This window comes from Ktedonobacter robiniae (assembly GCF_016587375.1).
GTDB lineage: Bacteria > Chloroflexota > Ktedonobacteria > Ktedonobacterales > Ktedonobacteraceae > Ktedonobacter > Ktedonobacter robiniae.
Genome location: NZ_BNJG01000003.1, coordinates 1,087,316 through 1,110,178, shown reverse-complemented (window position 1 = coordinate 1,110,178; position 22,863 = coordinate 1,087,316). Strand labels below are relative to the sequence as shown.

Annotated in this window: 16 protein-coding genes; 8 read left to right on the top strand and 8 right to left on the bottom strand. The window is 48.0% G+C overall.

Annotated elements, in window-relative coordinates:
• Positions 1-7: 7 nt before the first annotated feature.
• From thiO to JMJ04_RS37420, 3 genes are all read right to left on the bottom strand, one after another.
• Positions 8-1,150 carry a glycine oxidase ThiO gene (gene thiO, locus JMJ04_RS37430; RefSeq protein WP_201375453.1) on the bottom strand — a complete coding sequence of 381 codons (1,143 nt, stop codon included), beginning with the start codon at positions 1,148-1,150 and terminating at the stop codon, positions 8-10.
• A 225-nt stretch (positions 1,151-1,375) separates the two neighbouring features.
• Positions 1,376-3,616 carry a S9 family peptidase gene (locus JMJ04_RS37425; RefSeq protein WP_201375452.1) on the bottom strand — a complete coding sequence of 747 codons (2,241 nt, stop codon included), beginning with the start codon at positions 3,614-3,616 and terminating at the stop codon, positions 1,376-1,378.
• A 63-nt stretch (positions 3,617-3,679) separates the two neighbouring features.
• A complete protein-coding gene (locus JMJ04_RS37420; protein WP_201375451.1) occupies positions 3,680-4,834 on the bottom strand; it encodes a protein-L-isoaspartate O-methyltransferase family protein in 1,155 nt (384 codons plus the stop codon).
• A 422-nt stretch (positions 4,835-5,256) separates the two neighbouring features.
• Here JMJ04_RS37420 and dnaE point away from each other — a divergent pair, with 422 nt between their 5' ends.
• Both dnaE and JMJ04_RS37410 read left to right on the top strand, forming a co-directional pair.
• Entirely contained in the window at positions 5,257-8,772 is a 3,516-nt protein-coding gene (dnaE, locus tag JMJ04_RS37415; protein ID WP_236038865.1) for a DNA polymerase III subunit alpha, read from the top strand.
• A gap of 115 nt (positions 8,773-8,887) precedes the next feature.
• The gene (locus JMJ04_RS37410) at positions 8,888-9,316 is read left to right on the top strand and encodes an HAD-IA family hydrolase (protein ID WP_201375450.1); all 429 of its coding nucleotides are present in this window, start codon (positions 8,888-8,890) and stop codon (positions 9,314-9,316) included.
• A gap of 196 nt (positions 9,317-9,512) precedes the next feature.
• Here JMJ04_RS37410 and JMJ04_RS37405 read toward each other — a convergent pair whose 3' ends face one another.
• Positions 9,513-10,061: a GNAT family N-acetyltransferase gene (locus tag JMJ04_RS37405; protein WP_201375449.1), complete on the bottom strand. Its 549-nt coding sequence runs from the start codon at positions 10,059-10,061 to the stop codon at positions 9,513-9,515.
• Between the two features lie 316 nt (positions 10,062-10,377).
• Here JMJ04_RS37405 and JMJ04_RS37400 point away from each other — a divergent pair, with 316 nt between their 5' ends.
• Positions 10,378-12,207 (top strand): bifunctional (p)ppGpp synthetase/guanosine-3',5'-bis(diphosphate) 3'-pyrophosphohydrolase, encoded by a 1,830-nt coding sequence (locus tag JMJ04_RS37400; RefSeq protein WP_201375448.1) that lies wholly within the window; start codon positions 10,378-10,380, stop codon positions 12,205-12,207.
• An 18-nt stretch (positions 12,208-12,225) separates the two neighbouring features.
• On the opposite strand, the gene JMJ04_RS37395 is transcribed toward JMJ04_RS37400, so the two are convergent.
• Together JMJ04_RS37395 and JMJ04_RS37390 are read right to left on the bottom strand one after the other, a co-directional pair.
• On the bottom strand, positions 12,226-13,209 hold the full coding sequence (locus tag JMJ04_RS37395; protein WP_201375447.1) for an NAD(P)-dependent oxidoreductase: 984 nt from the start codon (positions 13,207-13,209) through the stop codon (positions 12,226-12,228).
• A 14-nt stretch (positions 13,210-13,223) separates the two neighbouring features.
• Complete coding sequence (locus tag JMJ04_RS37390) at positions 13,224-14,639, bottom strand: radical SAM protein (RefSeq protein ID WP_201375446.1); 1,416 nt, start codon at positions 14,637-14,639, stop codon at positions 13,224-13,226.
• Positions 14,640-14,958: 319 nt separating this feature from the next.
• Between JMJ04_RS37390 and JMJ04_RS37385 the strand changes: the two genes are divergently transcribed.
• The 5 genes from JMJ04_RS37385 to JMJ04_RS37365 all read left to right on the top strand — a co-directional run bounded on the left by JMJ04_RS37385 (position 14,959) and on the right by JMJ04_RS37365 (position 20,520).
• Entirely contained in the window at positions 14,959-17,007 is a 2,049-nt protein-coding gene (locus JMJ04_RS37385; protein WP_201375445.1) for an AfsR/SARP family transcriptional regulator, read from the top strand.
• The gene (locus tag JMJ04_RS37380; RefSeq protein ID WP_201375444.1) at positions 17,004-18,125 is read left to right on the top strand and encodes a hypothetical protein; all 1,122 of its coding nucleotides are present in this window, start codon (positions 17,004-17,006) and stop codon (positions 18,123-18,125) included. The genes JMJ04_RS37385 and JMJ04_RS37380 overlap by 4 nt, the downstream gene beginning before the upstream one ends.
• Before the next feature lie 386 nt (positions 18,126-18,511).
• The gene (locus JMJ04_RS37375; RefSeq protein ID WP_201375443.1) at positions 18,512-18,982 is read left to right on the top strand and encodes an NUDIX hydrolase; all 471 of its coding nucleotides are present in this window, start codon (positions 18,512-18,514) and stop codon (positions 18,980-18,982) included.
• Between the two features lie 273 nt (positions 18,983-19,255).
• Complete coding sequence (locus JMJ04_RS37370; protein WP_201375442.1) at positions 19,256-19,936, top strand: hypothetical protein; 681 nt, start codon at positions 19,256-19,258, stop codon at positions 19,934-19,936.
• Positions 19,937-19,986: 50 nt separating this feature from the next.
• A complete protein-coding gene (locus tag JMJ04_RS37365) occupies positions 19,987-20,520 on the top strand; it encodes an HAD hydrolase-like protein (protein WP_201375441.1) in 534 nt (177 codons plus the stop codon).
• 362 nt (positions 20,521-20,882) lie between these two features.
• On the opposite strand, the gene JMJ04_RS37360 is transcribed toward JMJ04_RS37365, so the two are convergent.
• Positions 20,883-21,734: a PP2C family protein-serine/threonine phosphatase gene (locus JMJ04_RS37360; protein WP_236038862.1), complete on the bottom strand. Its 852-nt coding sequence runs from the start codon at positions 21,732-21,734 to the stop codon at positions 20,883-20,885.
• A gap of 106 nt (positions 21,735-21,840) precedes the next feature.
• The gene (locus JMJ04_RS37355) at positions 21,841-22,785 is read right to left on the bottom strand and encodes an MbnB/TglH/ChrH family RiPP precursor modification enzyme (protein ID WP_201375440.1); all 945 of its coding nucleotides are present in this window, start codon (positions 22,783-22,785) and stop codon (positions 21,841-21,843) included.
• Positions 22,786-22,863: the final 78 nt, after the last annotated feature.

Genomic DNA, 22,863 nt, shown 5'->3' with positions numbered 1-22,863 from the left:
AGTGAGTCTACCAAGGAGGATGACGAGAATCAGGAAGAAATGGGAGAATACTCTCTGGTGTGTTGGTGGTGGTAATAAGTTCGGCGATCACCTCTCCTGTCAGAATACTTAAGGTGATGCCGAAGCCTCCATGCCCACTTGCGACAATGACATTTTTCCAGTGGGGGACACGACCTATGATTGGTCTTGAGTGAGGTGTTTTGGGACGTAGACCCGCCCATATACGATCAACAGAAGATGTAGTAAGAGCTGGAAGAAGTTGTGTTGCGACCGTCAGTAAACGTAAGATCCCTCCGCTGGAAACAGATGTGTCAAAACCGACATGTGCCTTGGTTGATCCAATGATAATCGTACCATTGGGTTTAGGAGCCAAATAAACATCCTCATCAAAAATACCTTCATCAAAGAGAATAGGCTGTAAGGGAGGTGAGAGTTGTTGTACTGCAATGAGCTCTCCTCGAATAGGATGCACAGGAAGAGGGATATCTAACCATGAGCCTATATCTTTTGACCAGGCTCCCGCTGCAATGATGAGTGTGTCACAAGAGATGATATCGTTCTTTGCTGTACGAACACCAGTGGCACAGCAAGTGCTGTCAGATCGTTGCAGCGCAACAACTTCCGTATGTTCATAGAGATGAGCGCCCAATATCCGTGCCGCTTGTGCGAATACTTGTACTAGTTGTGATGGTGACACCTGAGCTTCATCCTTGATGCTGACTGCACCCTCTACACCTGGAAGAATCCGAGGCTCATATGTATAGAGCTCCTCTTGGGAAAGCAGTTGAATATCAAAGCCAGCTTGTTGCCACTCTCTGACCCAGGTTTGTGTAGGGGATACTTTTTCACGTGGTAAAAGACGTAATGTCCCTGTCTGTTCATATGCCACATTAATGCCAGTCACTGCTTCGAGCTCAGGGAGAATGACTGGAAATCGCTTCATACCAGCCAATAATAACGCTTTGTAAGCATCGAGTTGTGCCAATGGGCGGATTGGTGCAAGAAGTCCTACAGCAGCGCCTGATGCTTGCGCTCCAAGACGTTCTTTTTCTAAGACGGACACCTCTACACCTTGCTTGCGCAGAAAATAGGTGATAGAGCAGCCAATAATGCCACCCCCTATAATAAGGACGTCAGTCGATCTTTTCATAACAAAAAATCTCCTTCAAAACGCTACTCTTCGCCTTTTCAATCTATCGTGCTCAATAGAAGATAAACAGCAGCAATACAGTTCACATTCTATTGCTCATATTTCTTCTCCATGAGCAAGCTTCTATCTTCCACCAGGGTATTTCCCTTCATCATCTTCAACAACGCGAGAAAGGCAATCTTCTGCCGATAGCACACCCACGTACGGAGAAACGTTTGTAGGCTTTCACATACCTGTGTCCAGTGCAAGATGCTCGTCGAACCAGGAAAACACTCGCTCGCAGAGATCTCGGTAATTTGCCTCGCTCCAGGTTCCAGACCAGTGGCCTTCATCCTGGTAGCAGCGATATTCTACTCTCTTGTTCAGCCTACGTAATCCAATAAATGCTGCTGCGGCTTGCTCAGGTGCTCCTGGATCTTGTCCTCCACAAATCAGCAAAACCGGCGTTGTTACACGGTCTAGATAAAAGAGAGGCGAATTTTCGATGTAGGCAGGTCGTTTCTCCCACACTGAACCTCCCATACGGCCTTGTCCTGACTCACACCACCCCAACCATTGATCGTTACCATTCCGGCCAAGCGTAAAATATGATGCAACGAGATTGTAGGAGCCAGCGCAAGCAACTGCCGCTGAAAAGAGCGATGTTTGTGTCAAGAGGGCCAATGTCGAGTAGCCGCCATAGCTCTGTCCCATGAGCCCAATGCGTTTCGGGTCAGCTATTCCCAGGTCGATAAGGCGCGTAATGGCAGGAAGAACATGTCTCGAAAGTTGAGAAAGTGGATCATGGCCTTGTAAAGGCATATCAGGAGTAAGCAGTCCATACCCCTGATTGACCAGGATCTGCCCATGGATCACATCCTGAGTGATACCAAAGTCGTGCACGTGATTTGCATTCATCGCACCGCCGTAAACTTCGACGATGATGGGTATCCGCTCACCTTCTCTATAGGTTGGCGGGAGTAACAACGCTGCTAATCCTGGTTGACCATCGAGCGCGCGATACTCGATCAGACGACTCTTTCCCACCGCGACCTGGCTGAGAGCAGGATTGAGCGAGAGGACCTGTTCTTGGTGTTGCTTATTCCACTGAAAACGCCAGATCTCGGTGGGATGGTGACTTGCTTCTACTATTAGATACCCTTCATGTCCTTGTGATACCTCACGGTGGGCTATTTCTACTCCACACGTAGGACTCTGAAGATATTGGGATAGTTCTGCAACAATGCGTTCATGTCCACTTGATAATTCTATCTCGATGAACGCAGTCTCTTTTGTGCGAGGATTGCGTGCCAGAACGCAAAGATGATCGGGGCGTGTCATGTGAATGGTGCCCATCGTAGGAGATTGTACCCAGCCGATCACTTTATGCTCGCTGTGAAGGGTGATGTACCGTCGTGTAATTTCTTCTTTAGGAGCATGATCTCGTATGGTCCATTCCCAACAGCCCCGTTTTGCTACACAGTAGATCTGTGTGCTATCTGAACTCCAGCGAGGAGCTTCAATCTCTCCCAGCAGTTGCATATCAGAGGTGGGATCGCTCAGTTCTTCAGGCTCAGCAGACCCATCTGCTGCAACCACAAATACGCGGTTTTGTTTTCCCCTCTCTTGGGTCGTGTACGCGAGCCAGCGGCTATCTGGCGACCAGTTGAAGCAGACGCCATATTCTTGCGGAATACGGCGTGCAATGACTTGTGAGGGACCCCCATCGAGAGAAAGTAAGGTCAGATCAAAGTAGAACTGTTGTAACTTTGGCTCTGCTTCAACATAATGAAGCACGGCAACAGAGCAACCATCAGGGGAGGGTTTCCAGCCAAGAATGTGCCAGTTCTCGGCAAGTTGTTGCACCTCGCCTGTGTTTACAGCAATCTTTCCCAGGTCACAGCGATAGCCATCGGCCCATCCGGGGAGCGTGGTTGCCCCGGTTGATGGACTGCCAGGGGTGAAGGAAAAAACGGTCACTCTTGCGCCATCAGCGGTTGTGTTGGTTGGCTCTGGTGCTGTAATGGGTGGTGAAGCAACGAGCTTCACCATCACAGACTGACCATCTGGCGTCCAACGAGGCACCTCAAAGCCAAAGAAAGGGCGAACCAGCACATGAGGATAACGTCGAGATACTCTGGTCTCACGTGTCCAAATACTCAAGCAAGCCTGATTCTGGCCTTGCTGGACATATGCCGCTATCGCGCTTCCATCTGGCGACCATTGCGCTCCCCAACTTGTCCCATCAGGAAATGGTTCATCAACAGCTCCTGTCGTTGTATCGACGAGGAGGACGCGACTGTTGACCATTGGTCGTGGAATACCAGTGTCAGTATAACTTTCGTGTCCTATGCTTTTACCTTGGCGTTTCTGGTGCTGTACACTCACGAGGAGCTGGTTCCCATCAGGAGAGAGATGCAAAGGTACCCATGTGGTTGGTTGCGAGAGTGCAAAGAGGGTATCTGCGGTGAATGGATGTAGCGTCATGAATCCCTCCAATTCCTTGTGTTGAATAATAAGAGCACATCGATGTCTCCTCTGCCTGAGCCTTCAAGAAAGAAGATGAGTGCTCGTGTGCTGTGGGAATGGGAACTCCCGCTCGTTGTGGTGAAGCACCATACGTGTCTCACGAAGTGAAAGGGTATAATCTTCCACCTGTGGATCGCCCAGGTCATGATAGGTTTGGAGGCAGGTCTCGATAGCACTTGCTATGGGTTCTGTTTGTCCATAGAAGGTAAGACAATCTTTCTGAACACAGACAATGCTTTCCTGCCGTGGTTGTGAGATCAAGTAGAGGGCATAGGCCTGTTCTGGCTGATTGGAAGGGCGAAAATAGGCTTTCGTGAGGGTGGGACAGAAACAGTGGAGCAGAACAGCAAATCCGTTTGACCTCTTCAAGAGTGTTTCAATATCCTCCTCAAGCTGAAGTGTTTGCCTGGGCAAAGTTGATAAATCTTTCCAATGAAATCTGGGGACGAGAGGACCACTATTGGGGCCAGTGAGTGGCATGTAGCCAGCTCTGATGGGAAGGAGCGTTCCAATACCAATATTTCCGGCCTTCTCAATACGTACAAAGATACTTGCCAGGGGGAGAAGTACATTGGCGATCAGGATACCCTCCTCTCGAAGTTGCGGTAGCCATAACGGGGGAATGGTCGTCACACCACAGGTGGCTAACAGTCGGTCATAAGGAGCAGATGGAGCGTACCCCTCGTAGCCATCAACTGTATATGTCTGTACATTGAGAATACCAGACTTTCTGAGTCGACCCGCAGCACGCAGTGCCAGATCCTCAGTGATATCAACGCTGACTACTCTTCCTGTTGGCCCAACTATGTGAGCCAGAAGGGCTGCATTATATCCTGTTCCTGAGCCAATTTCCAAAACCTGTTGTCCTGGTGTTAGTGCGAGCGCCTCCAATTGAGCGGCCATAATGGAAGGTTGTGAACTTGAGCTGCTTGGTCTCTTACGCTCATCAATTCTGGTCACCAGATAGTGATCCTGGTAGATTTCTTCAAGTGTGGGTTCGGGAATGAGGTCCCATTCGAGTCTGTTGCCTCGTTGTCGGTAGTAGTGCTGAGCAAATTGCTCACGTGGAATGGCGAGGAAGGCATTGCAAACATGAGGGGAAAGCGGATGGTTCAGTGAGGTCTCAATGGTTTCCACAAGCTGCTGGCGGTAGTGGGCTGTTTTTTGCTGTCTCATTGGGAGGGTCGTGTTCCTTTCTTGGCGTTTGTGAACGATAAGAGGCAGGAAGTCGCTGATGATAGACGCAGCAGATTCTTTCAAGAGCGAGAGAAACGCGCCCAAGAGGATTGCATATCCAAAAGGTTTTTTGCTGTGTCTTGACACCTCACAACCCTTTCTTCCTGCATTCTGCAACCTATCCAGGCTTTTTACGTGTTTTCTTCCCTTAGTGTACCATGCTTTTTAGGACAAAAGTGGGACGGGAGTGGGACAGCTAGGCAATTCTGGTAAAAGAACAGAGAGCATCTAGTCTCTCTTACTCTCTGTTTTGACTTGCTCCACACGCTCTATTTCCTCTGTTTCTCTCAAAAATAGCTTTCTAAAAGCAAAAACAGCATTTGTTATAATGCCAATAAGTATTTGCAGAAGAGAGAAATTGCATGATGTCGAGTGAATTTGCGCACTTACATGTCCATACCGAATATTCCTTGCTTGATGGTCTCAGTCGTATCCCAACTCTTGTCAAGCAAGCCAAGGCGTTTGGCATGGAACATCTGGCGATTACTGACCATGGTGCCATGTATGGTGCGATGGAATTTTATCTGGAGTGTCAGAAGCAAGGAATCCATCCTATCATTGGCATGGAAGCCTACCTGGTTGAAGATGTCAACTACAAACCCAAAAAGAACAATGCCTACTGGCATCTCGTTTTGCTTGCTCGTACGCAGGTCGGGTACGAAAACCTGATGAAACTTACCACTCTGGGATTTACGCAGGGCCTCTACTATGGTAAACCGCGTATTGATAAGAAGATGCTCCAGACCCATGCCGAGGGGCTGATTGCCACGTCGTCCTGCCTGGGTGGTGAGATTCCGGAACTCTTGGTAGAGAAGCAGGATATGGAGGCTGCTCAACGGGCGGTTCGTTGGTATCAAGATACCTTTGGTCCTGAAAATTTTTATTTGGAGTTCCAACAACACTATGGCAAAGGATCGCCACAAGATGCATGCAATACTGGTCTCTATCAGATCTACCGAGAGATGCATGTGCCAAGTATCATTACCAATGACCTCCATTATGTCAATAAAGAGCAAGCGAAAGCCCATGATCTTTTCCTCTGCATTCAGATGAATAATCGCTATGATGACCCTGATCGCTTCCGCTTTGACTCTGATGAATATTTTTTGAAATCGCCCCAGGAGATGGCCCTTCTCTATCCTGATATCCCTGAGGTGTTGCGTAATACAGTGACACTTGCCGAGCGCTGCCAGATTGATCCTACCGCAAAGAAGGCCGGTTTGCCCATCTTCGATATTCCCACTGGTTTTTCCTCGCCCGACGACTACCTCTATGATCTCTGCCAAAAAGGCGCAACGTGGCGCTTTGGGGACGTCAGTACGCGTGTGCAAGAGCAGATTGACTATGAGTTTAGCATTATCAAGCAGAAAGGCTTTGCCAGCTATTTTCTTATTCAGCAGGATATCACCAACTATGCTCGTGACCATGGCATTACCTGCTTGGCCAGGGGATCGGCTGCGGGTAGTGTGATTGCATATTGTCTGGGAATTACCAATGTCGATCCCTTGCGCTACAACCTTCTCTTTGAGCGCTTTATGAATCCTGAGCGCAACGATATGCCCGACATCGATATGGACTACCCTGATTCCAGGCGTGAAGAGGTTATTAACTATACTATGCAGCGCTATGGGCTGGAAAAGACAGCTCAGATGGTTACCTTTAACACGCTGGCAGCCAAAGGATCGGTCAAAGATGTAGCCCGTGCTTTGGGGAAAACGGAGCTTGGAGAACGCATTACGCGTCTGATCCCAACAGGGCCAAAAGTAACTCTTCAGAGCTCGCTTGATGAAGTTGCTGAACTCCAGTCGCTCTATACGCAAAACACAGAGGTACGTGAAATCATTGAATTTGCGCGCCAGTTGGAGGGCCTCAATCGCTCGACTGGTGTTCATGCGGCAGGTGTGCTGCTCTCGGCCAGGCCGCTCAACGAGATTGTGCCTCTTTCGCGCAAAGATCCGAAAGATCCCACGACTCCTCTGGTGTGTGGGTATGAACATAAGTGGCTCGAAGACAATCTAGGACTCATCAAGTATGACTTCCTTGGGCTGGCGAACCTCTCTGTGCTGAGAGAGGCACTCGGATTTGTTGCCAGGACGCAAGGGGAAGAACTGCTTCTCGAACAGATTCCGGTTGATCCAACGCCTGATTCTCACTTGAGTGAAAAGAGAGAGAAAACCTTCTCCATGCTCTCGCGTGGTGATGCAATTGCGGTTTTTCAGCTTGAGTCGGCAAAGATGCGTGAGTATCTGAAACAACTGAAACCGACATGTATTGAAGATATTATGGCGATGGTGGCCCTCTATCGTCCAGGCCCCATGGATAGCATTCCGGAGTTTATCGCCTGCAAAAACGGGCGCAAAAAGGTCACCTATCTTGATCCTCGCCTTGCAGAATGGCTTGCTGAATCGTATGGTGTCATCGTCTACCAGGACCAGGTGCTTCAGATTGCCAACAACCTGGCAGGCTTCTCCTGGGGCAAAGTCAACAAGTTCCGCAAGGCCCTCAGCAAAAAGAAAATGGATGAAGTCGAGGGGTACAAAGGTGATTTTATTCAGGGGTGTGTCAATAACGGCATGAAGGCAGCGGATGCGGAAAAGCTCTTCACCTTAGTCCTTCCTTTTGGTGGCTATGGCTTTAATAAGGCACATGCCGCAAGTTATGGCGTTGTTGCCTACTATACTGCCTATCTCAAAGCCAATTACCCAGCGGAATATATGGCAGCGGCTCTGACGGCTGATGCCGGTGATGCGAAGCAGATTGCCATCTTCATTGCCGAAGCTCACAAAATGGGCGTCAACGTACTGGGGCCTGATGTGAACACCAGTGAACTTGGTTTCTCAGTTGAAGACGGTAATATTCGCTTTGGGTTGCTCGCCATCAAAGGCATCGGTGAAGGGCCAATCACAGAGATTCTGCGTGCACGAGCCGAGGGAGGGCTATTCACCTCACTCGTCGATTTCTGCGTTCGTGTCACAGTGGGCAAAGGCGTGATTGAAAATCTCATCAAGGCAGGCGCTTTAGATTCCCTCGAAGGTGAAGGGAAACGCCATCGGCTTCTGGCCTCCGTGGAAACGGCAATTACCTATGGCAAGCGAGAGCGTCAGGCACGAGAGCGAGAAGTCTTTAGTCTCTTTAAGGACTTGGCCTCAGCCCCGGCAGCGCTTGCTTTTACTCTTTCTGGGGCTACAGAGATCTCGCGCAAGCAGCTCCTGGACTGGGAGAAAGAGTTGATTGGTGTGTATATCTCGCCACATCCCCTGACCTACCTGGCGCACCTCTTTGATGGTCGCGTGACTCATAGCACGACAGAATTGCTGGAAAAAGGTGCTGAGGTCGGAAAAGGAATCGTGACACTGGGAGGTGTCATCACCAACATTCGTGCTTTTAGCACGAAAAAGGGCGATATGATGTGCAGCTTTACGCTCGAAGATGTTCAAGGTGGTATCACTATTACCGTCTTTCCTCGTGATTATGAGATCTTGAAAGACTACATTGAGGAAGACAAGGTGGTGCTCTTGACTGGTGAGACTCAGTACCGAGAGCAACGTGACGAGGTGAATATTCTCTGTAACAAGATCGAGCCCCTTCAGGCGGTAGAAAAGGAGATGAACAGGCAGCGACATCTGATCTGGTTCACGTTGCATTCCTGGGGCGGCGATGAAGTTGCCATCTCTGATGCCAAAATGAAGGTGCAGGACCTGTATGCTTGTTTGCATCAGGCTGAGAAAGGGCATGATCTCTACGAAATTGAGGTCTGTAATGGGGAATGGTCTGTTCGCCTTACTCCTCACGAAAATAGCATTGATTTTACGCCCCATCTTCATCAGCAGGTAGCAACCATTCTTGGTGAAGAGAATATCAATGTCCAGCCGATGTAGGAGCAGAGGGACAATATCATGTCGTCCCTCCAGTTCCAGATACAAAAGCATACAGACTGAAAGAAAGCGTGTTCTGATGGCTATTCGAGCTCTCATTTTTGATCTGGGAGGCGTTTTGATTGACATTGATTGGGAGAAATACAAAGAAGATCAATGTCGTGGGGTATCTATCTCCAATCTCTGGGCATCATACGAGACCCTAAACACAACATTGTTTCAGTTTCTCGTACAGATGCGTCCGTTGTATAAGATTGCAACTCTCTGTAATGGTGGCTCGCGTGAAGCGATGGACCGCAAATTTCGCTTGGGCGAAATGGTAGATCTGATGGTTTTTGATGGGGAGGAAGGCATTTCGAAGCCAGATGCTCGTATTTATTTGCGCACGCTGGCAAGATTAGGTGTCAATCCAGAAGAGGCTGTCTTTGTGGATGATAAGCCAATCAACGTTGAGGCGGCACAGGAGCTAGGAATTCATGCTCTTCACTTCAAGGACACCGCCCAGATTCTTGCAGAATTACGCGCTGTTCTTCAGATCCCATCGTAATTGATCTTTTTCACTTTGATAACAACGAACCAGGAAAGCGATTGAGAGCATTCGTTTTCCTGGTTCTCTCTCTGCTTTATCTGCCAGGAACTACAGCCTATTTGGGCTTTCATGATCACAAAAATAGGCTGACATTGACCCAGTGGCCTCTGGGATTTTTCATGAGCAAACAAACTTCCGTGTGGCGAGAAAATTGCTACGAGCCTTTTGCTTCCCACTCTGGGCGAAGGATGGACATCACGATCTTGTCGTGATACGCTCCATCGCGATAACAGGCATCGCGTAATCTTCCTTCTTGCTGAAACCCTGCCCTCGTGTATGCTTTTATTCCCCCTGTATTCAGTGAGGAAACGGTGAGCATAATGCGATGCAAATTCAAGCTGGCAAAGCCGTAGTCAACAATGAGTTGTGTGGCTGCTGTTCCATATCCCTGCCCCCAACTGCTTTTCTCCCCCAGCAAAATATAATATTCTCCAGAATGGTTAATATGGCTTATTGAGGTGATTCCTGCGTATCCAATCAACTGGCTTCCATCTTTTTTCACGACCCCAAGCGTCAGTGTGGCTTTATCCTGAAGCGTTTGGTGTAGCCACTGTTCCGTCTCCTTTTTCGACCAGGGAAGAAGCCACGTTCCCATTGAGTACCTGATGACTTCACGATCAGCAAACCATGCCCAGAACAGCTCTAGATCTTCGAGTTCTAAAGAACGCAGGACAACTTTCTCTCCTATCAGAAATGCATTCATTTTTCATGCTCCTCGTCTCTGTATGTATAGGAAAAGATACCATACCATATGAATATGCGTAAGGATGTATTTCTACAACAAGGCTAAGAAAACAGCAAAGTAATGATTTGTGGCCTGTATCAACTATAGGCTATTGTTACTGTTGACCATGTATTCTTGTGACTTTTCATGTAGAATTACTTTATTAACACTTCTTTGTTAAAGACAAGAATCAGAAAGAAACAGCGAAGAAAAAGCCATGCTCTTGACGCCAGAGATGTTGCGCCCGCGATATATGCAGGCATTAAAAAGTTCATCTTCTGATATTGCAACTCTCATGGAAGAAGTACATCAGTACATTCATACGCAGCGACATCTTGATCGTATTCAGGATGCATATACGCTGGCATATCAGGCTCATCAAGGAGCGTTACGCAAATCAGGCGAACCTTACATCCTTCATCCTGTGCAGGTGGCACTCTTGCTGGCAGAAATGCGCATCGACGCTGACGGGATTATTGCGGCCTTGCTACATGACGTGGTTGAAGACACGAATCTGACACTGGACGAGCTTCAGACACGCTTTGGTCCGGCGGTTGCTACGATTGTCGATGGGGTCACTAAGTTTGCTGTTCTCTCGCAGGGACCATCATTTGACAAGAAGCGTGCGCATGCCGAAACGGTGCGCAAGCTGTTTGCAGCGATGGCTCAAGAGCCTCGGGTCATCGCGCTGAAAGTTGCTGATCGACTCCATAATATGCGGACATTGGATGCGATGTCTGTCGCCCATCAACAGAAGACTGCTCGTGAGACGAGGGAAATTTACATTCCTCTGGCTCGACGCCTGGGGATGTCGCTCGCTCTGGCTGAGCTAGAAGATCTGGCGTTGCTGTACCTGGAGCCTGAAGTCTATGCAACACTTGCACAGGAGGTGGCGGCAGAAGTCCCAAGGCGACTCCTCAGCTTGAATGAAATTGGACAATTTTTAGAAAGCAGTCTCTCTCAAACTGGAATAGCTGTCACCATACAGGCTCAGCAAAAACATCTTGCTAGCATCCGACGCAAAGTTGCCCATCTTCTTCAACATGGTTCAGAGCACTGGCTCCACCAGATCCATGATCTCATCTCGCTTGACATCATCGTCGAAACAGATGACCAGTGCTACTTGGCATTGGGACAGCTACACGCCTGCTGGCGCCCCAAAGATGGAGGCATCAAAGACTTTATTGCCACGCCCAAACTCAATGGCTATCAGGCCCTGCATACCACGGTCTTTGGCCCGCATAATAGCTTGGTCGAGATCCATATTTACACGAGAGACATGCTGCGCCTGGCGCACTATGGATTAGCCAGTTATTGGTATCTGCGTGAACGGTATCATAAGGTTGGCCTTCAGCAAGGTGCTTATGCGAGCTGGTGGATATCTTATCGTGAAATGACCAACTGGATGGAGCAGTTACGACAGTGGCAGCGTGCCTTGCCTCAAAGCACAGGCGAGTTTCTCGCTGCCTTTCAAGATGACCTGTTTCAAAAGCAGGTATTTGTGTTTACCCCAGCAGGAAATGTGATTGATTTACCACGCGGAGCCACGCCGCTCGATTTGGCATATCGCTTGGGAAGTGATATCGGCGATCATTGTGCTGGAGCACGCATCACCACACGAAATCAGGAAGGCCTTCTTGTGACGCGCCTGGCTCCCCTGGACTATGAGCTCAAAGAAGGGGATATTGTTGATATTCTCTCCCAGCCAGATGTGACTCCCAACCATGAATGGCTCTCCTTTGCGCATACAGCGGCGGCCCGCAACAAGATTCGACATGCTCTGAAACTAGAAACGCCCATTGACGACCAGAAATGTTCAAAGGAAGCCAAGTCTGAACAGGCTATAACAGGCGCCAAAAGTATCACATTGTGCATTCACGCAAATGACCGTGCAGGTCTCCTGCGAGACGTTGCAGATCTCTTGACGAGGACCCGACTCAATATTCTCTCACTCAATTCGGAGACAACGCATGGGCAAGCACTGCTCACGGTAGTTGTACAACCCTCGACGCCCAAGCAAGGTCTGTCTTTTCTAACACCTCTTCTTCATGATCTTTGCACTATCAAAGGAGTAATACAAGTGCAACAGCAGGGAGAAAAAGAAGAACATCATGAAACATTATAACACCTGAGCTCCTGACAATTATCTTCGTGCCAGAACGTATGAGTTTGCTAAAAAATGAGGAGCTATCTGCCCTCCACAGAGAAGGTAATGAATATTCTCAATACTCTGTCTTATCATCTGTTCCACTGCTTCATGTGTTCTATAGGCCGAATGAGGGGTAATCATCACATTTGGACACATCAGGAGGCGATATGGGTCCTGCTTCAGATTGGGTGGTTCCTGGTAGTATCCATCCATCGCAATAGCTGCAATGTGTTGCTGTTGTATTGCGTCGTACAATGCGAATGGGTCAATATGCCAGGGGCGAGCCGTATTCAAAATGATGGCACCGGGTTTCATCTGCTGCAACTCAGTTGCCCCAAGGAGATGTCGTGTTCCTGAAGTAGAGGGCAAATGAAGACTCAGCACATCGGACTGTCTGAGTATTTCATCGAATGAAGCATACTGTATGCCACTCTCCTTCTCTAGGAACAATTTGCGCGTACGGCTGGTATAGAGAATATGCATACCGAATCCATTCTTTGCCATCATTGCCACCTGGGTACCAATCATACCCATGCCAACGATTCCCAGTGTTTTTCCTTGCATCTGAAGGCTTTCCTGACTCCTCCAACTTCCGTCATGTACAGATTGGCACAACGTTGAGAATCGCTTGGCAAGACTGAGAAGCAATCCCACTGTAAATTCGGCGACCGCTCGCGCGTTGGCACCAGCAGTAGTGGTTACAGGAATGTTTTGTCTCGTTGCTGCGTCGATGTCAATGGCCTGTTGATAGCCAGTGCCGACAAACGAGATGCCCCGCAAGCGCACAGCCGCATTGAGAACGCGCTCCGTCACTCGCTCATGGCCAGCAACAATGTATCCATCACAATCAGCAACAGCTTCAAGCAATGTATTTTCGGAAAGCTCTGGGTCAACCGGCAATTGAAGAGTATATCCAAGTTGTCTCACCATATCATGGTGTCGTGAGGAAAAAAGGTTTCCGGTAATCAAGATGTTCATGAATGACCCTCTCTTTAAGAAGACAAGGCTTTGTTGGCCCCATCTATTTCTTGTCTTCCATGACGCTTGTGGATCATTGAGAGCATGTGTGTTTGATAGAGTCGCACATAGCGAAAGTAATCTTGGGGAGTAAATTGTCCCGAGAGAAAAGGGATTTGATTGGTGCTTAAATACCGGCAGGCAAAGTAAAGTGGTCCCTTTTCTGTGAGTATCCTATCAGATCCTGCTCCAGTTGCCCCTTCAAGTGCTGGGCAAAAGTAGGGAGATTCCTTGATCGCCTGCATTTGTGATGTGGCTGGATCAGTGTTCACTTGAAAAGCTCGGGTTTGCGGGACGTAACGCGCATAATGCATGCCTGGCCGAGCATTGCTCAAAACGATACAGGTGGACAGCTCGCCTTCACCATTTGGACCATCATTGGCAAACAGGTAAACTTGATTTGGGTAGCCGTTTGCTTTACCAGCAGCAGGACAACCAATAAACGGCATTGGCTTGTGATTTCCTTGTTCGATGGCATTCACATGAGCGAAATACTGATCAGCTAATTCCTCATCGCCAATGACGAAGCGACGCATTTCTTCCTCAGTAAAAGCAATGAGTGGGATATTAAATTCTGTAATTGCTTCCTGCTCCTTACTATAGACTTCGCGAAAGGCGTAGAGCATTTCAACAAGCGCACGCCAGGCAATGGGATGGAGATGAAAAAGGTCTCGATCTGGAGGAACACCTTCTAAAGAACCACAGTGAAACGCGAATCGGCGCACACCATGCTCCTCGTAGAGTTTCTGTACGCTGGACAGAATACTTGCATAATTCTGTGGCCAGACAGTCATTTGAACTTTGATGGGAAAGCCACTCTGAATATATTTATCCAGGCTCTCCAATGTCCTTTGTAACGCCCCTTGCTTCCCTCGGAGTCGGTCATGGAGAGCAGCGTCCATTGAGTCGATGCTGATAATTAATTTCTCTAATGCCTGCTCTTTCAGAGCGAGAAGGAACGTTCGATCCAGGATTTCAGGGCGAGCAGCACCATTGGTGATACTCATCAACGAGAGACCTTTCTCATATGCATGATAAAGAATCTTCCGTGAAAGATCTGGGGTCATGGTTGCTTCTGCCCCCAATAAGAAGAGGTCCTTCAATCCACTTCCTAGAGCTTCCAGATGTTCGACGACACGCTCGAAGGGAACGACTTTTCGTGCGTTTTGAACGTAGACGCGACCATCCTTTTCTAGCCATTGCCCGATGTAACAGCCAGGGCAGGCAAGGTTACACACCTCATTGGCCTGGTAGGTCACTCGCTCAGTCGTTACAAATGGAGCATGAACATCAATGTCTTGATTTCCTACACGTTGCAAGACGGGGGGAAACTCCTCAGCTTGAGGAGATTTCACACCAAGCCGATGTTGCAGTGGATTATACAAATTCATTCCTCTTGTATCCTTTCTCACCTCTTGATAGCAAGGCAACAACATAGGAACCCAACGATGGAAATATGTTTTGCGCTATCTGAGATTGTTTCTGCTTGTTTTACTCGTGTTTATGAGCATAACAAACCGAGAAGGACAAAATTGGGACAGCATAGCAGGGGAAAACGCCATATTTGGGACAGAAGTGGGACAGCAATGGGACGGGCAGTAAGGTAGCGCAAATTTGCTCCGTTAAGGTAGTGCAAACCATGTTATAATGCTTTTTAAATGGATTGATGATAAGAACGCCCACTTATAGACAAGACAGAGGAGAGGCAAGATGCGTGAAGAGATAACCTTCCATGCTTCAACTGGCGCGCAGGATAGGGATGAGACAGCAGAAATACATGATCCTATAGTGCATGTGTTTCTCTTCGGTTCTTTTGAGGTGGAATGGTTGACTCCATCTATCGCACCACTCGCGTGGAATAGCCGCACCTCGGCACGCTCGTTGTTCAAGTTGCTCCTCTGCGCTCCTGGGCGACAAGCTCCAAAAGCACAGCTTGCTGGCCTACTCTGGCCGGAGAGTCCGGAAGATAGAGCACGCGAGTCTTTACGTTCAGCATCAAAGATACTAGCAAAGGTGCTTACGACGGTTACTGGTGAGAGATTGCTTGATACCTCACAGCGAGACCGTTTAAAACTTGCTGATCAGTCCCATATATGGGCTGATATTGACGCGTTTGAACTATTTGTCTCATCCGCTGAGCATACACCAGATCCCCAGAAGGCAGTAGTGTATTGGCAGCAAGCCAGAAATCTCTTACGAGGGGAACTGCTCGCTGAGGATCGGTTACAGCAATGGGCAACATATCAGTGGATCAAAAAGCGACGCCAGGCGTTGTGGCTAGGACGCTGCCGCATGGTAAGAAACCTCTCTGACACACACCTACGTTTAGGGCAATCAGCCTCCGCCGAAGAGATTTTAGAAGCACATCTTGTCCGTTTTCCAACTGATCAAGATGCTCTGTTTCGTCTCCTGGTTCTCCTGGTTCAGCGAGGATGTCCCGATGAAGCCTTCCAACTGTATGAGCGAACCAGGCGCTCATTGCTTGCCCAGGGCAAGAAAACAGCGCAACACATTGACCTCTTTATGGCAGATATTCCAAAGAAGACGGTACGCATCACGTTTCTAAAAGAGCAGGGACAGATGAGCGTGAGAGAAGAGATTGAAAAGGAGTCAGGATATGAAAGAGTTCCTTCTCAATCATTGCCAGACGCGTCACGCTCACAGCTCTCATTAACACTGTCACATAGACCGGAACAATCACAGGAACACGTGCAGCAACTGTTTGCAGAAGCCATACACCAGGGAGGTTCATTCCAGTATATGGACGCATCACGTCGCCAGCTTCTTGGAGGATTCCTTGCTCTCATAGGTGCTAATACCATTCCGTTGGATTGGTGGGAGCATCTAGGGCAACAAAACGCTCCGTCTCTGACAGAAGAGGAAGGTCACTATTTTCAGCAGTTGATTGAAAATGGATGGGGGCTATGTAACGCTGGTGAGTGGGGTTTGGCCGAGTACATGCTCTCCAGTTTTTTACCAGAGGTGATTCTGAAAGCGTCCAAAAATAAGGAAGCAGCCAGACTTGCTGCTCAAGGGCTTGTGCTTCGCAGTATTCTTCAGGCCCATCAGCTCAACGTGTCTGCCATGATTCCCCTTTGTCGTCACGCAACGACCTATGCAAAGTTTTCGGGCGATGTGAGCATCATCTGTGCAGCTCTCAACGGCTTGGCTGTGGCGTACAAATACAATCAACAAGCAGAGCAATCATTTCAAACCTATCTTGAAGCGCTGGGCTTCTGTCAAGAAGCAGCCCCACTTATCCGCTCTCGCATTTATGCTGGTGCCGCTGCTGCCTTTGCCCACAAGGGACGGAAACAGGAAATGGAAAGGTATATCGATATGGGCTATTCCTGCTTCCCTCAGAATCCACACGATGATCCGCACTTCCTCTCGGCAGATCATGGCATCTATATGCTAGCATACTACCAGGGTATCGCGTACCTCGACTTAGAGGAACCGAAGCTTGCACTACAAGCCTTTGACGGTTATCACACGGCTGTTTCTCCAAATGACGTTCCAAAGCGGAACCAGCTTGAGATTCTCAATCACAAAGGCAGAGCAGCCATCGGCGCGAAGAATCTGGACTCTTATGTCCACTGTTTAAAAGAGGGTCTGGCGGGTGCAATTGCGCTCAAGAGCCAGAAACGACGAGACGAAGTCATTACCATTTTTCAACGTGATGTGCCAGTGGCCTGGCAGTATGAAAAGTCGCTGAGACACATCGGTGAGCAATATCCATTTCTTCAGGAGACAGAGTGAACCATCGCATACTTTTTGTAGGACTAGGGAATCTTGGGTCCCTGATGCTGGATCTGTTCCTGCGTATCCCAGGAAAACATCAGTTCCTCGTTGGTGGAAGACAGCCTGATCGTCTTCAACCACGCGTGAACCTCTCTCTCTTGAGCGCGCTTCAATTAGGATATACGCCAGAGGTAGGATGTAGGTTTCTTGATCTCAACAATATTGAGCAAGTGGCGGAAACGATAGCTCAGTTCCAGCCAACCATTGTGGTCTGTGCCGCGACGCGGCAACGCTTAGGAGGCGCACAACACCTGCCACAATCACTTGCCGCACAACTGGCGCGTGCGCCGATGGGTCCTCGCCTCCCGCTCCATCTCTCCCTGGTCTATAAACTGATGCAAGCGGTAAAACTCAGCGAGACAAAGCCACTTGTGCTCAATGCCATTTACCCCGATGTGATTCACCCTATTTTGCAGAAGGTTGGACTCGCTCCGACAACTGGCGTTGGCGATCTTGCCAACAATGTTCCCGCCATAAAACTGGCTCTAGCTTCATATGTGAATCAGCCCCTTGAGCAAGTGGATGTGCGTCTGATTATGGCTCGTGCCGTAAGTTATAGAATGTCTCGCGCTAGCATCAAGGGCCTGCCTTTCCACATCACTCTTTTGGGGAATGGAGAGGACATCACCCCTCAGGTCGATGTGGATCAAGTGTTTAAGGCATTGCTAACGACATTTCGGCGTACAGGTGGGGATACTGGGCTGTTAATGACGGCAGCATCAGCGATGGCAGTGTTTAATGGCATGGTAAAAGATACGCATGAGATATTGCATGCTCCTGGTCCATGTGGGCTACCAGGAGGATATCCTGTTGCTGTCCATGCCCAGGGCATTGATATTGCCTTACCTCGCCAGATACATATGCACAAAGCGCTCCTGATCAACCAGTCCGGACTGCGCCTGGATGGCATTGAAGGCATCGAGGAAGACGGAACCGTCGTCTTTACTGATGAGGCGATGACACTTTATCGGGATATGTTAGGTTACGAATGTAATCGTATGCCTCTTTCAGAGACCGAGGAGTGGGCAACAGAATTACAAGAGCGATACCTTACGCTCGCATCCCTATCACAATAGATAAAGGTGGTATCATTTGACCTCAGAAGAAAAAGAGATGCACTCGCTCTCAGAGATTTGTCGAGCTTGGGAGCTTGCTCCGATTCTCACTGCCGCAAAGTCAGCGACTGGAACAATACACAATATCACAATCCTTGAAACTAGAGAGACACGCTACGTTCTGAGTGGATATAAATATTCGCAGAAGGAACGCCAACGTATTGTGTGTGAACATGACCTTACTTTGTATGTACAGGCTCATGGGCTGTCTGCTTGGGGTTGGGCTCATTCCTATAAACATTGGCATTTCACATCTTCAGCAGCTGAGGAATGACCCTGAATAGAAGTGCTATAGAAACCTCCAGTTGTGATGTCTCCACAGAATACCAGGAGACAAGGAGCCATAAATGACAGATATTGTCTTCCATGAAGGCCAGAATTGGTTTAATTTTCGAGTTGCGGCTGTGATTCTTTCTCAGGACCATCTCCTTGTTCAGCACGTCGAAGGTTTTAATTTTTGCTTTCTTCCTGGTGGTCGCGTTCAGTTGATGGAATCTATGGAGCAAGCACTGCAACGCGAATTGCGTGAAGAATTTGAGGTAACGCTTCCGAGAACGCGTTTGCTGTGGACAGTAGAGAATTTTTTCCCTACGCCTCTGGGGCGATATCATGAGATTTGTGGTTACTTTCTTTGCGAAGGCTTCCAAATTGATCAACCTTTTCCTCTTGATGTTTCCTGGACACAGGGCAAAAGTACGTATTACTGGACACCTCTTGATTCCCTTCCTGCTCTTCCCCTGGTTCCCAGCTTCTTACAGGAGGCTGTAAAAGCATTGCCAGCTTATGCTATTCATTTGAGCTTGAACGAGCTAGCTTGACGCTTTGATGGGTCTGTTGCACTTATTTATGTCTATATCTATGCTTGTGCGCTAGGTATGATGACCCAGGTCATACCTGAGATATGATGTTGCGGTCTTATTACTATTGGAGATTGCAGAATAAAACTTCATCTACTTTATAATGTTTTAAAGGAAAGTGTATTAGATAAAAGGTAAAAAAGCTTTGCGTTATTTTATTGCCTATGATACTATCCGAGAATAAAAAGTGTGTTTTTTGTGAGTATATTGTAGTCGTAGCGACCAGGAGGATGTATGTGGTATGTTGCCAGCGATGTCGATGGAACTATCGCTGACCGTGTCGAGGCCTACAAAGTATTTTGGCAAGGGAAACTGGGCCTATGGACGCCAGAGGAATTAGAGGGGATGCGCACTTATGCTGATCTGTTTCGGGGGGAGAAGTTTCGTACCTGGAAAAAAGCAAACCCTGACTTGTTGATCCAGTTTTATGAAGAGTCACAACAAAGTCTCCAAGTGTTAGAGGACTGCATACCTATCCCCTATGCGCAAGGTATGCTCTCTCAATTTCAGGTAACGTACTATACGATTCGCAAGAGCCGCCAGGAGGCCCTGTCCCAGCAGATGGAGGCGGTGACACGAGCATGGCTCAATAGACACGGTTTTGTTGGCGAGGTGTATTTTCCCTTTTCATTTCAACAAAAAATTTTGCTCATTAGGAAACACGCTCGAAATCTTCCTATTGTCTTTTTTGACGACAGATGGAAGGATGTTTTAACCGCGTACGAGCGACTTTTGATTCGATACCCTGATAACAAGGCTGTATTGGGCCTTCAGCAGCAAATGACTTTGGTTGCATTTGGAATAGATGTACTTCCCGATGACCTGAGTACCCATGGCTTGCGTGTGATTCCACTACCCAATTGGCAAGCTAGGTGTGAACTCCTATCCGATCTGCTTCCAATTGGACCGAGCTGAAAGACACTCTATGATGAAAGAAAGAAAAGTGGGAAGAGATGAGGGGATCAATGCTATATGTCTTTGATATTGATGGTACCCTTGGCAAGGGATTTAATGGTTATAGCTACTATTTGAATGAGCATCTCGAACTTGGCCTTTCTCAAGATACCCTGGCAGAACTCAAAAATTATTGGGCTTTCACACAACTTCCTACGGTACAGGCCTTCGTTCAAAATAATCCTCGTAATCAAGAACGCTATCTACATGCCTACAAGGAAGCGCAGCATGACCCAGGAGTCCAAGAATCTTTGGTTCCTACAAGAGATGCAGTAAGCGTGGTGAATCAACTTGCGAAAGCAGGTAAGGTTATCTATGCAACCTGTCGGAAACAGGAAAGCAAAGGCCTGACGCAAAGCTGGCTTGCTCGCCATGGGTTCCCATGCTCTGAGCAGGTCTATATTTGCGATCATTACCATTTCAAGTATGTTGCCGCCTATGACGCTGCTGACCCTGATGAATATATTTTTCTCTTCGATGATCATGCTGAAGACGTCATTCGTTTTTTCGCAAGCTGGCGTGCGATTACGCACATATTGCCATGAGTTTGTATGGGCGCATGACTATTTTTGCGTATGGAGCGAAACAGGTTCCAATTAATCCATTTGAGGAGCATATACTTGACATTCAAGTACTTCCTACATGGACGAAGATGCTGGAGAAAATAGAAGAAGCGACTGTAGAAAGCAAAGACTAACGTATGCGTTCAGGCAATGGGTAACCTGTTCGCGCTAGACCTTTTTGCTGTTTGCTGGATGAGTACTCCACCGTGACTTGCTCGTGATACGTACCTGTAAATCCCTCTATAAAATCTAATCGAACTTAACACTAGAGAACGCTATCCGAGGAGGTCAGTTTATGTCAAATAGCGGTGTTTCCGCCATACATGATGTCGCTCTACGGATAGTTAATGTGGTTGGTACAACACATGGATTACGCTGATATCATCTGGCTTCGCGCGAAGATCAGGTTGTTGAGAGCGATGATACGCGGTAGATACCAGCCTTTGCGCGGAATTCTTTGTTGAAGCCAACAGAATATCTTCTATTTCCTGATCAGTTAGATTGTCGTGAATCCCATCCGTACAAAATACAACACGATCTCCAGGTAGAAGGGCAAGAGAACGGGTTGGAATCGACGTAAAGTCAGACCATCCTACTGCACAGGTAATTTTATTTCTTTTTTCAAAATGCTCTTTGTCACATGACGATAAATCTTGTGCGTTCCTGGCCTGTTCAATACGCCTGCTCTCGTCTACACTCAAGCGGCCTTGCTCAATAGCGAACGAGAAGTATCCATGGTCTTCCGTGAGTCGTTGGAGGGGTTGCCCGTTTCGCAACAGATAGATTCTGCTATCTCCAATAGAAGCCAAAGAGAAAAAGACCTGCGATTTCAGAACAGAGAGGATGCCAAGTGCAATGGTTGTCGCGGGCCTTCTTTGTTCTGGAGGAAGGGCGAGTGAAGCAATAGCGGTATCCGCAAGCTGTATTAATTGCCGCAAGACGGCTTCTCTTTCCGTAGGCCCAAGTTGACTATCGGTTTCAAGGAGAGTGTCAAAGGCGGATGAGATTGTCTGGCCTGCAAGATGCGAAACCAGGAGATTTTGATCTCTTCCTCCCACTGAATCAAATACCCCAAGCAGACCTTTCTCATGATTGACCAGAACATAGTCTTCGCTTTGAGATCGCTGTGGATGCATATGATTAGCGCTCTCAATGAGAAAATGGTTGAGCTGGAGACTCGTCATAGGCTGATTCAAACGATTTTTACCTTCCTCTTATTATTCGCTGTTTGTAGAAGATATGCGCCTACATTCGCTTTTCATGCGGCATTTAGCCAGTATGATACAGCACATCTATACGTATCTAGATTTTGTTCCTCTCTCTTTTGTTGCATATATCGTGTATCCTACTCTTGGCGTGCTCATCCGTCAATATTTCTGAAGAAACGTGTGTGTTTGGCATCTTCTTTCCCTGTTGTCGATGTACAATAGCGCGTGCTTGATCGATCTGCTGGAGCAAATCAGCGATGGGAGGGAAATGTGCATCGTGCTCAAAGATGACACTTTTTACCTGGCAGCGTGAGACCAGGTATGCAAAAAGATGGAAAATATCGGGTGGCACAAGCTCGCTGTGTCCGTCAACGTACCAACTACCCCTCTGATATCCACCAGCGAGATGGACTTGTACCAGATGGGAGAGTGGCATCTGTTCTATAAACTTTCGAGCATCAAACCCATGATTAGCAGCATTGATAAAAACATTGGTGACATCAAGCAAAATGCCGCAGCCTGTTGCCTCAACTAGCCGTTGGAAGAATTCGGTCTGGCCCATTGGACTAGAGGGAATTTCTAGCATATAGGTCACATTCTCCAGGATAAGCGGCTTCTCTAGATACTCCTGAAGCATCTGAACACGACGGATACTATGCTGTAATACATCCTCTGAGAACCACAGGGGCGCGAGATGACCAATATATCTCCCTGGTGTTTTGGTCATACACAGATGTTCACTATAGTAAGGGGCCTTCGTCATATCCGAAATGCGCTTGATGGCTTTGAGATATGTTCTATCAAACTGCATCATCGACCCAATTGACAAATCCACGCCATGGGGAATGACGGGGAAGTGATCACACAACTCTTCCAATGATCGATGGGCATCCGGGTGCGAGAGATAGTTCTCAGTGATAATTTCCAGAAAATCAATATGCTCTCGGTTGGAGAATATACCCTCTCTCAGTTCGGAACGATAGCCAATTCCAACCCCAAGCGCCGGGATAGCGGCTGTATCATTGGTTATTTCTTGCATTGGTGATCCCTTTCCTCCTGTGTCCTGGGAGAGCTTGAAAGGTTGGTACGCGTGTCGACAGACACCAACTGACGCCAT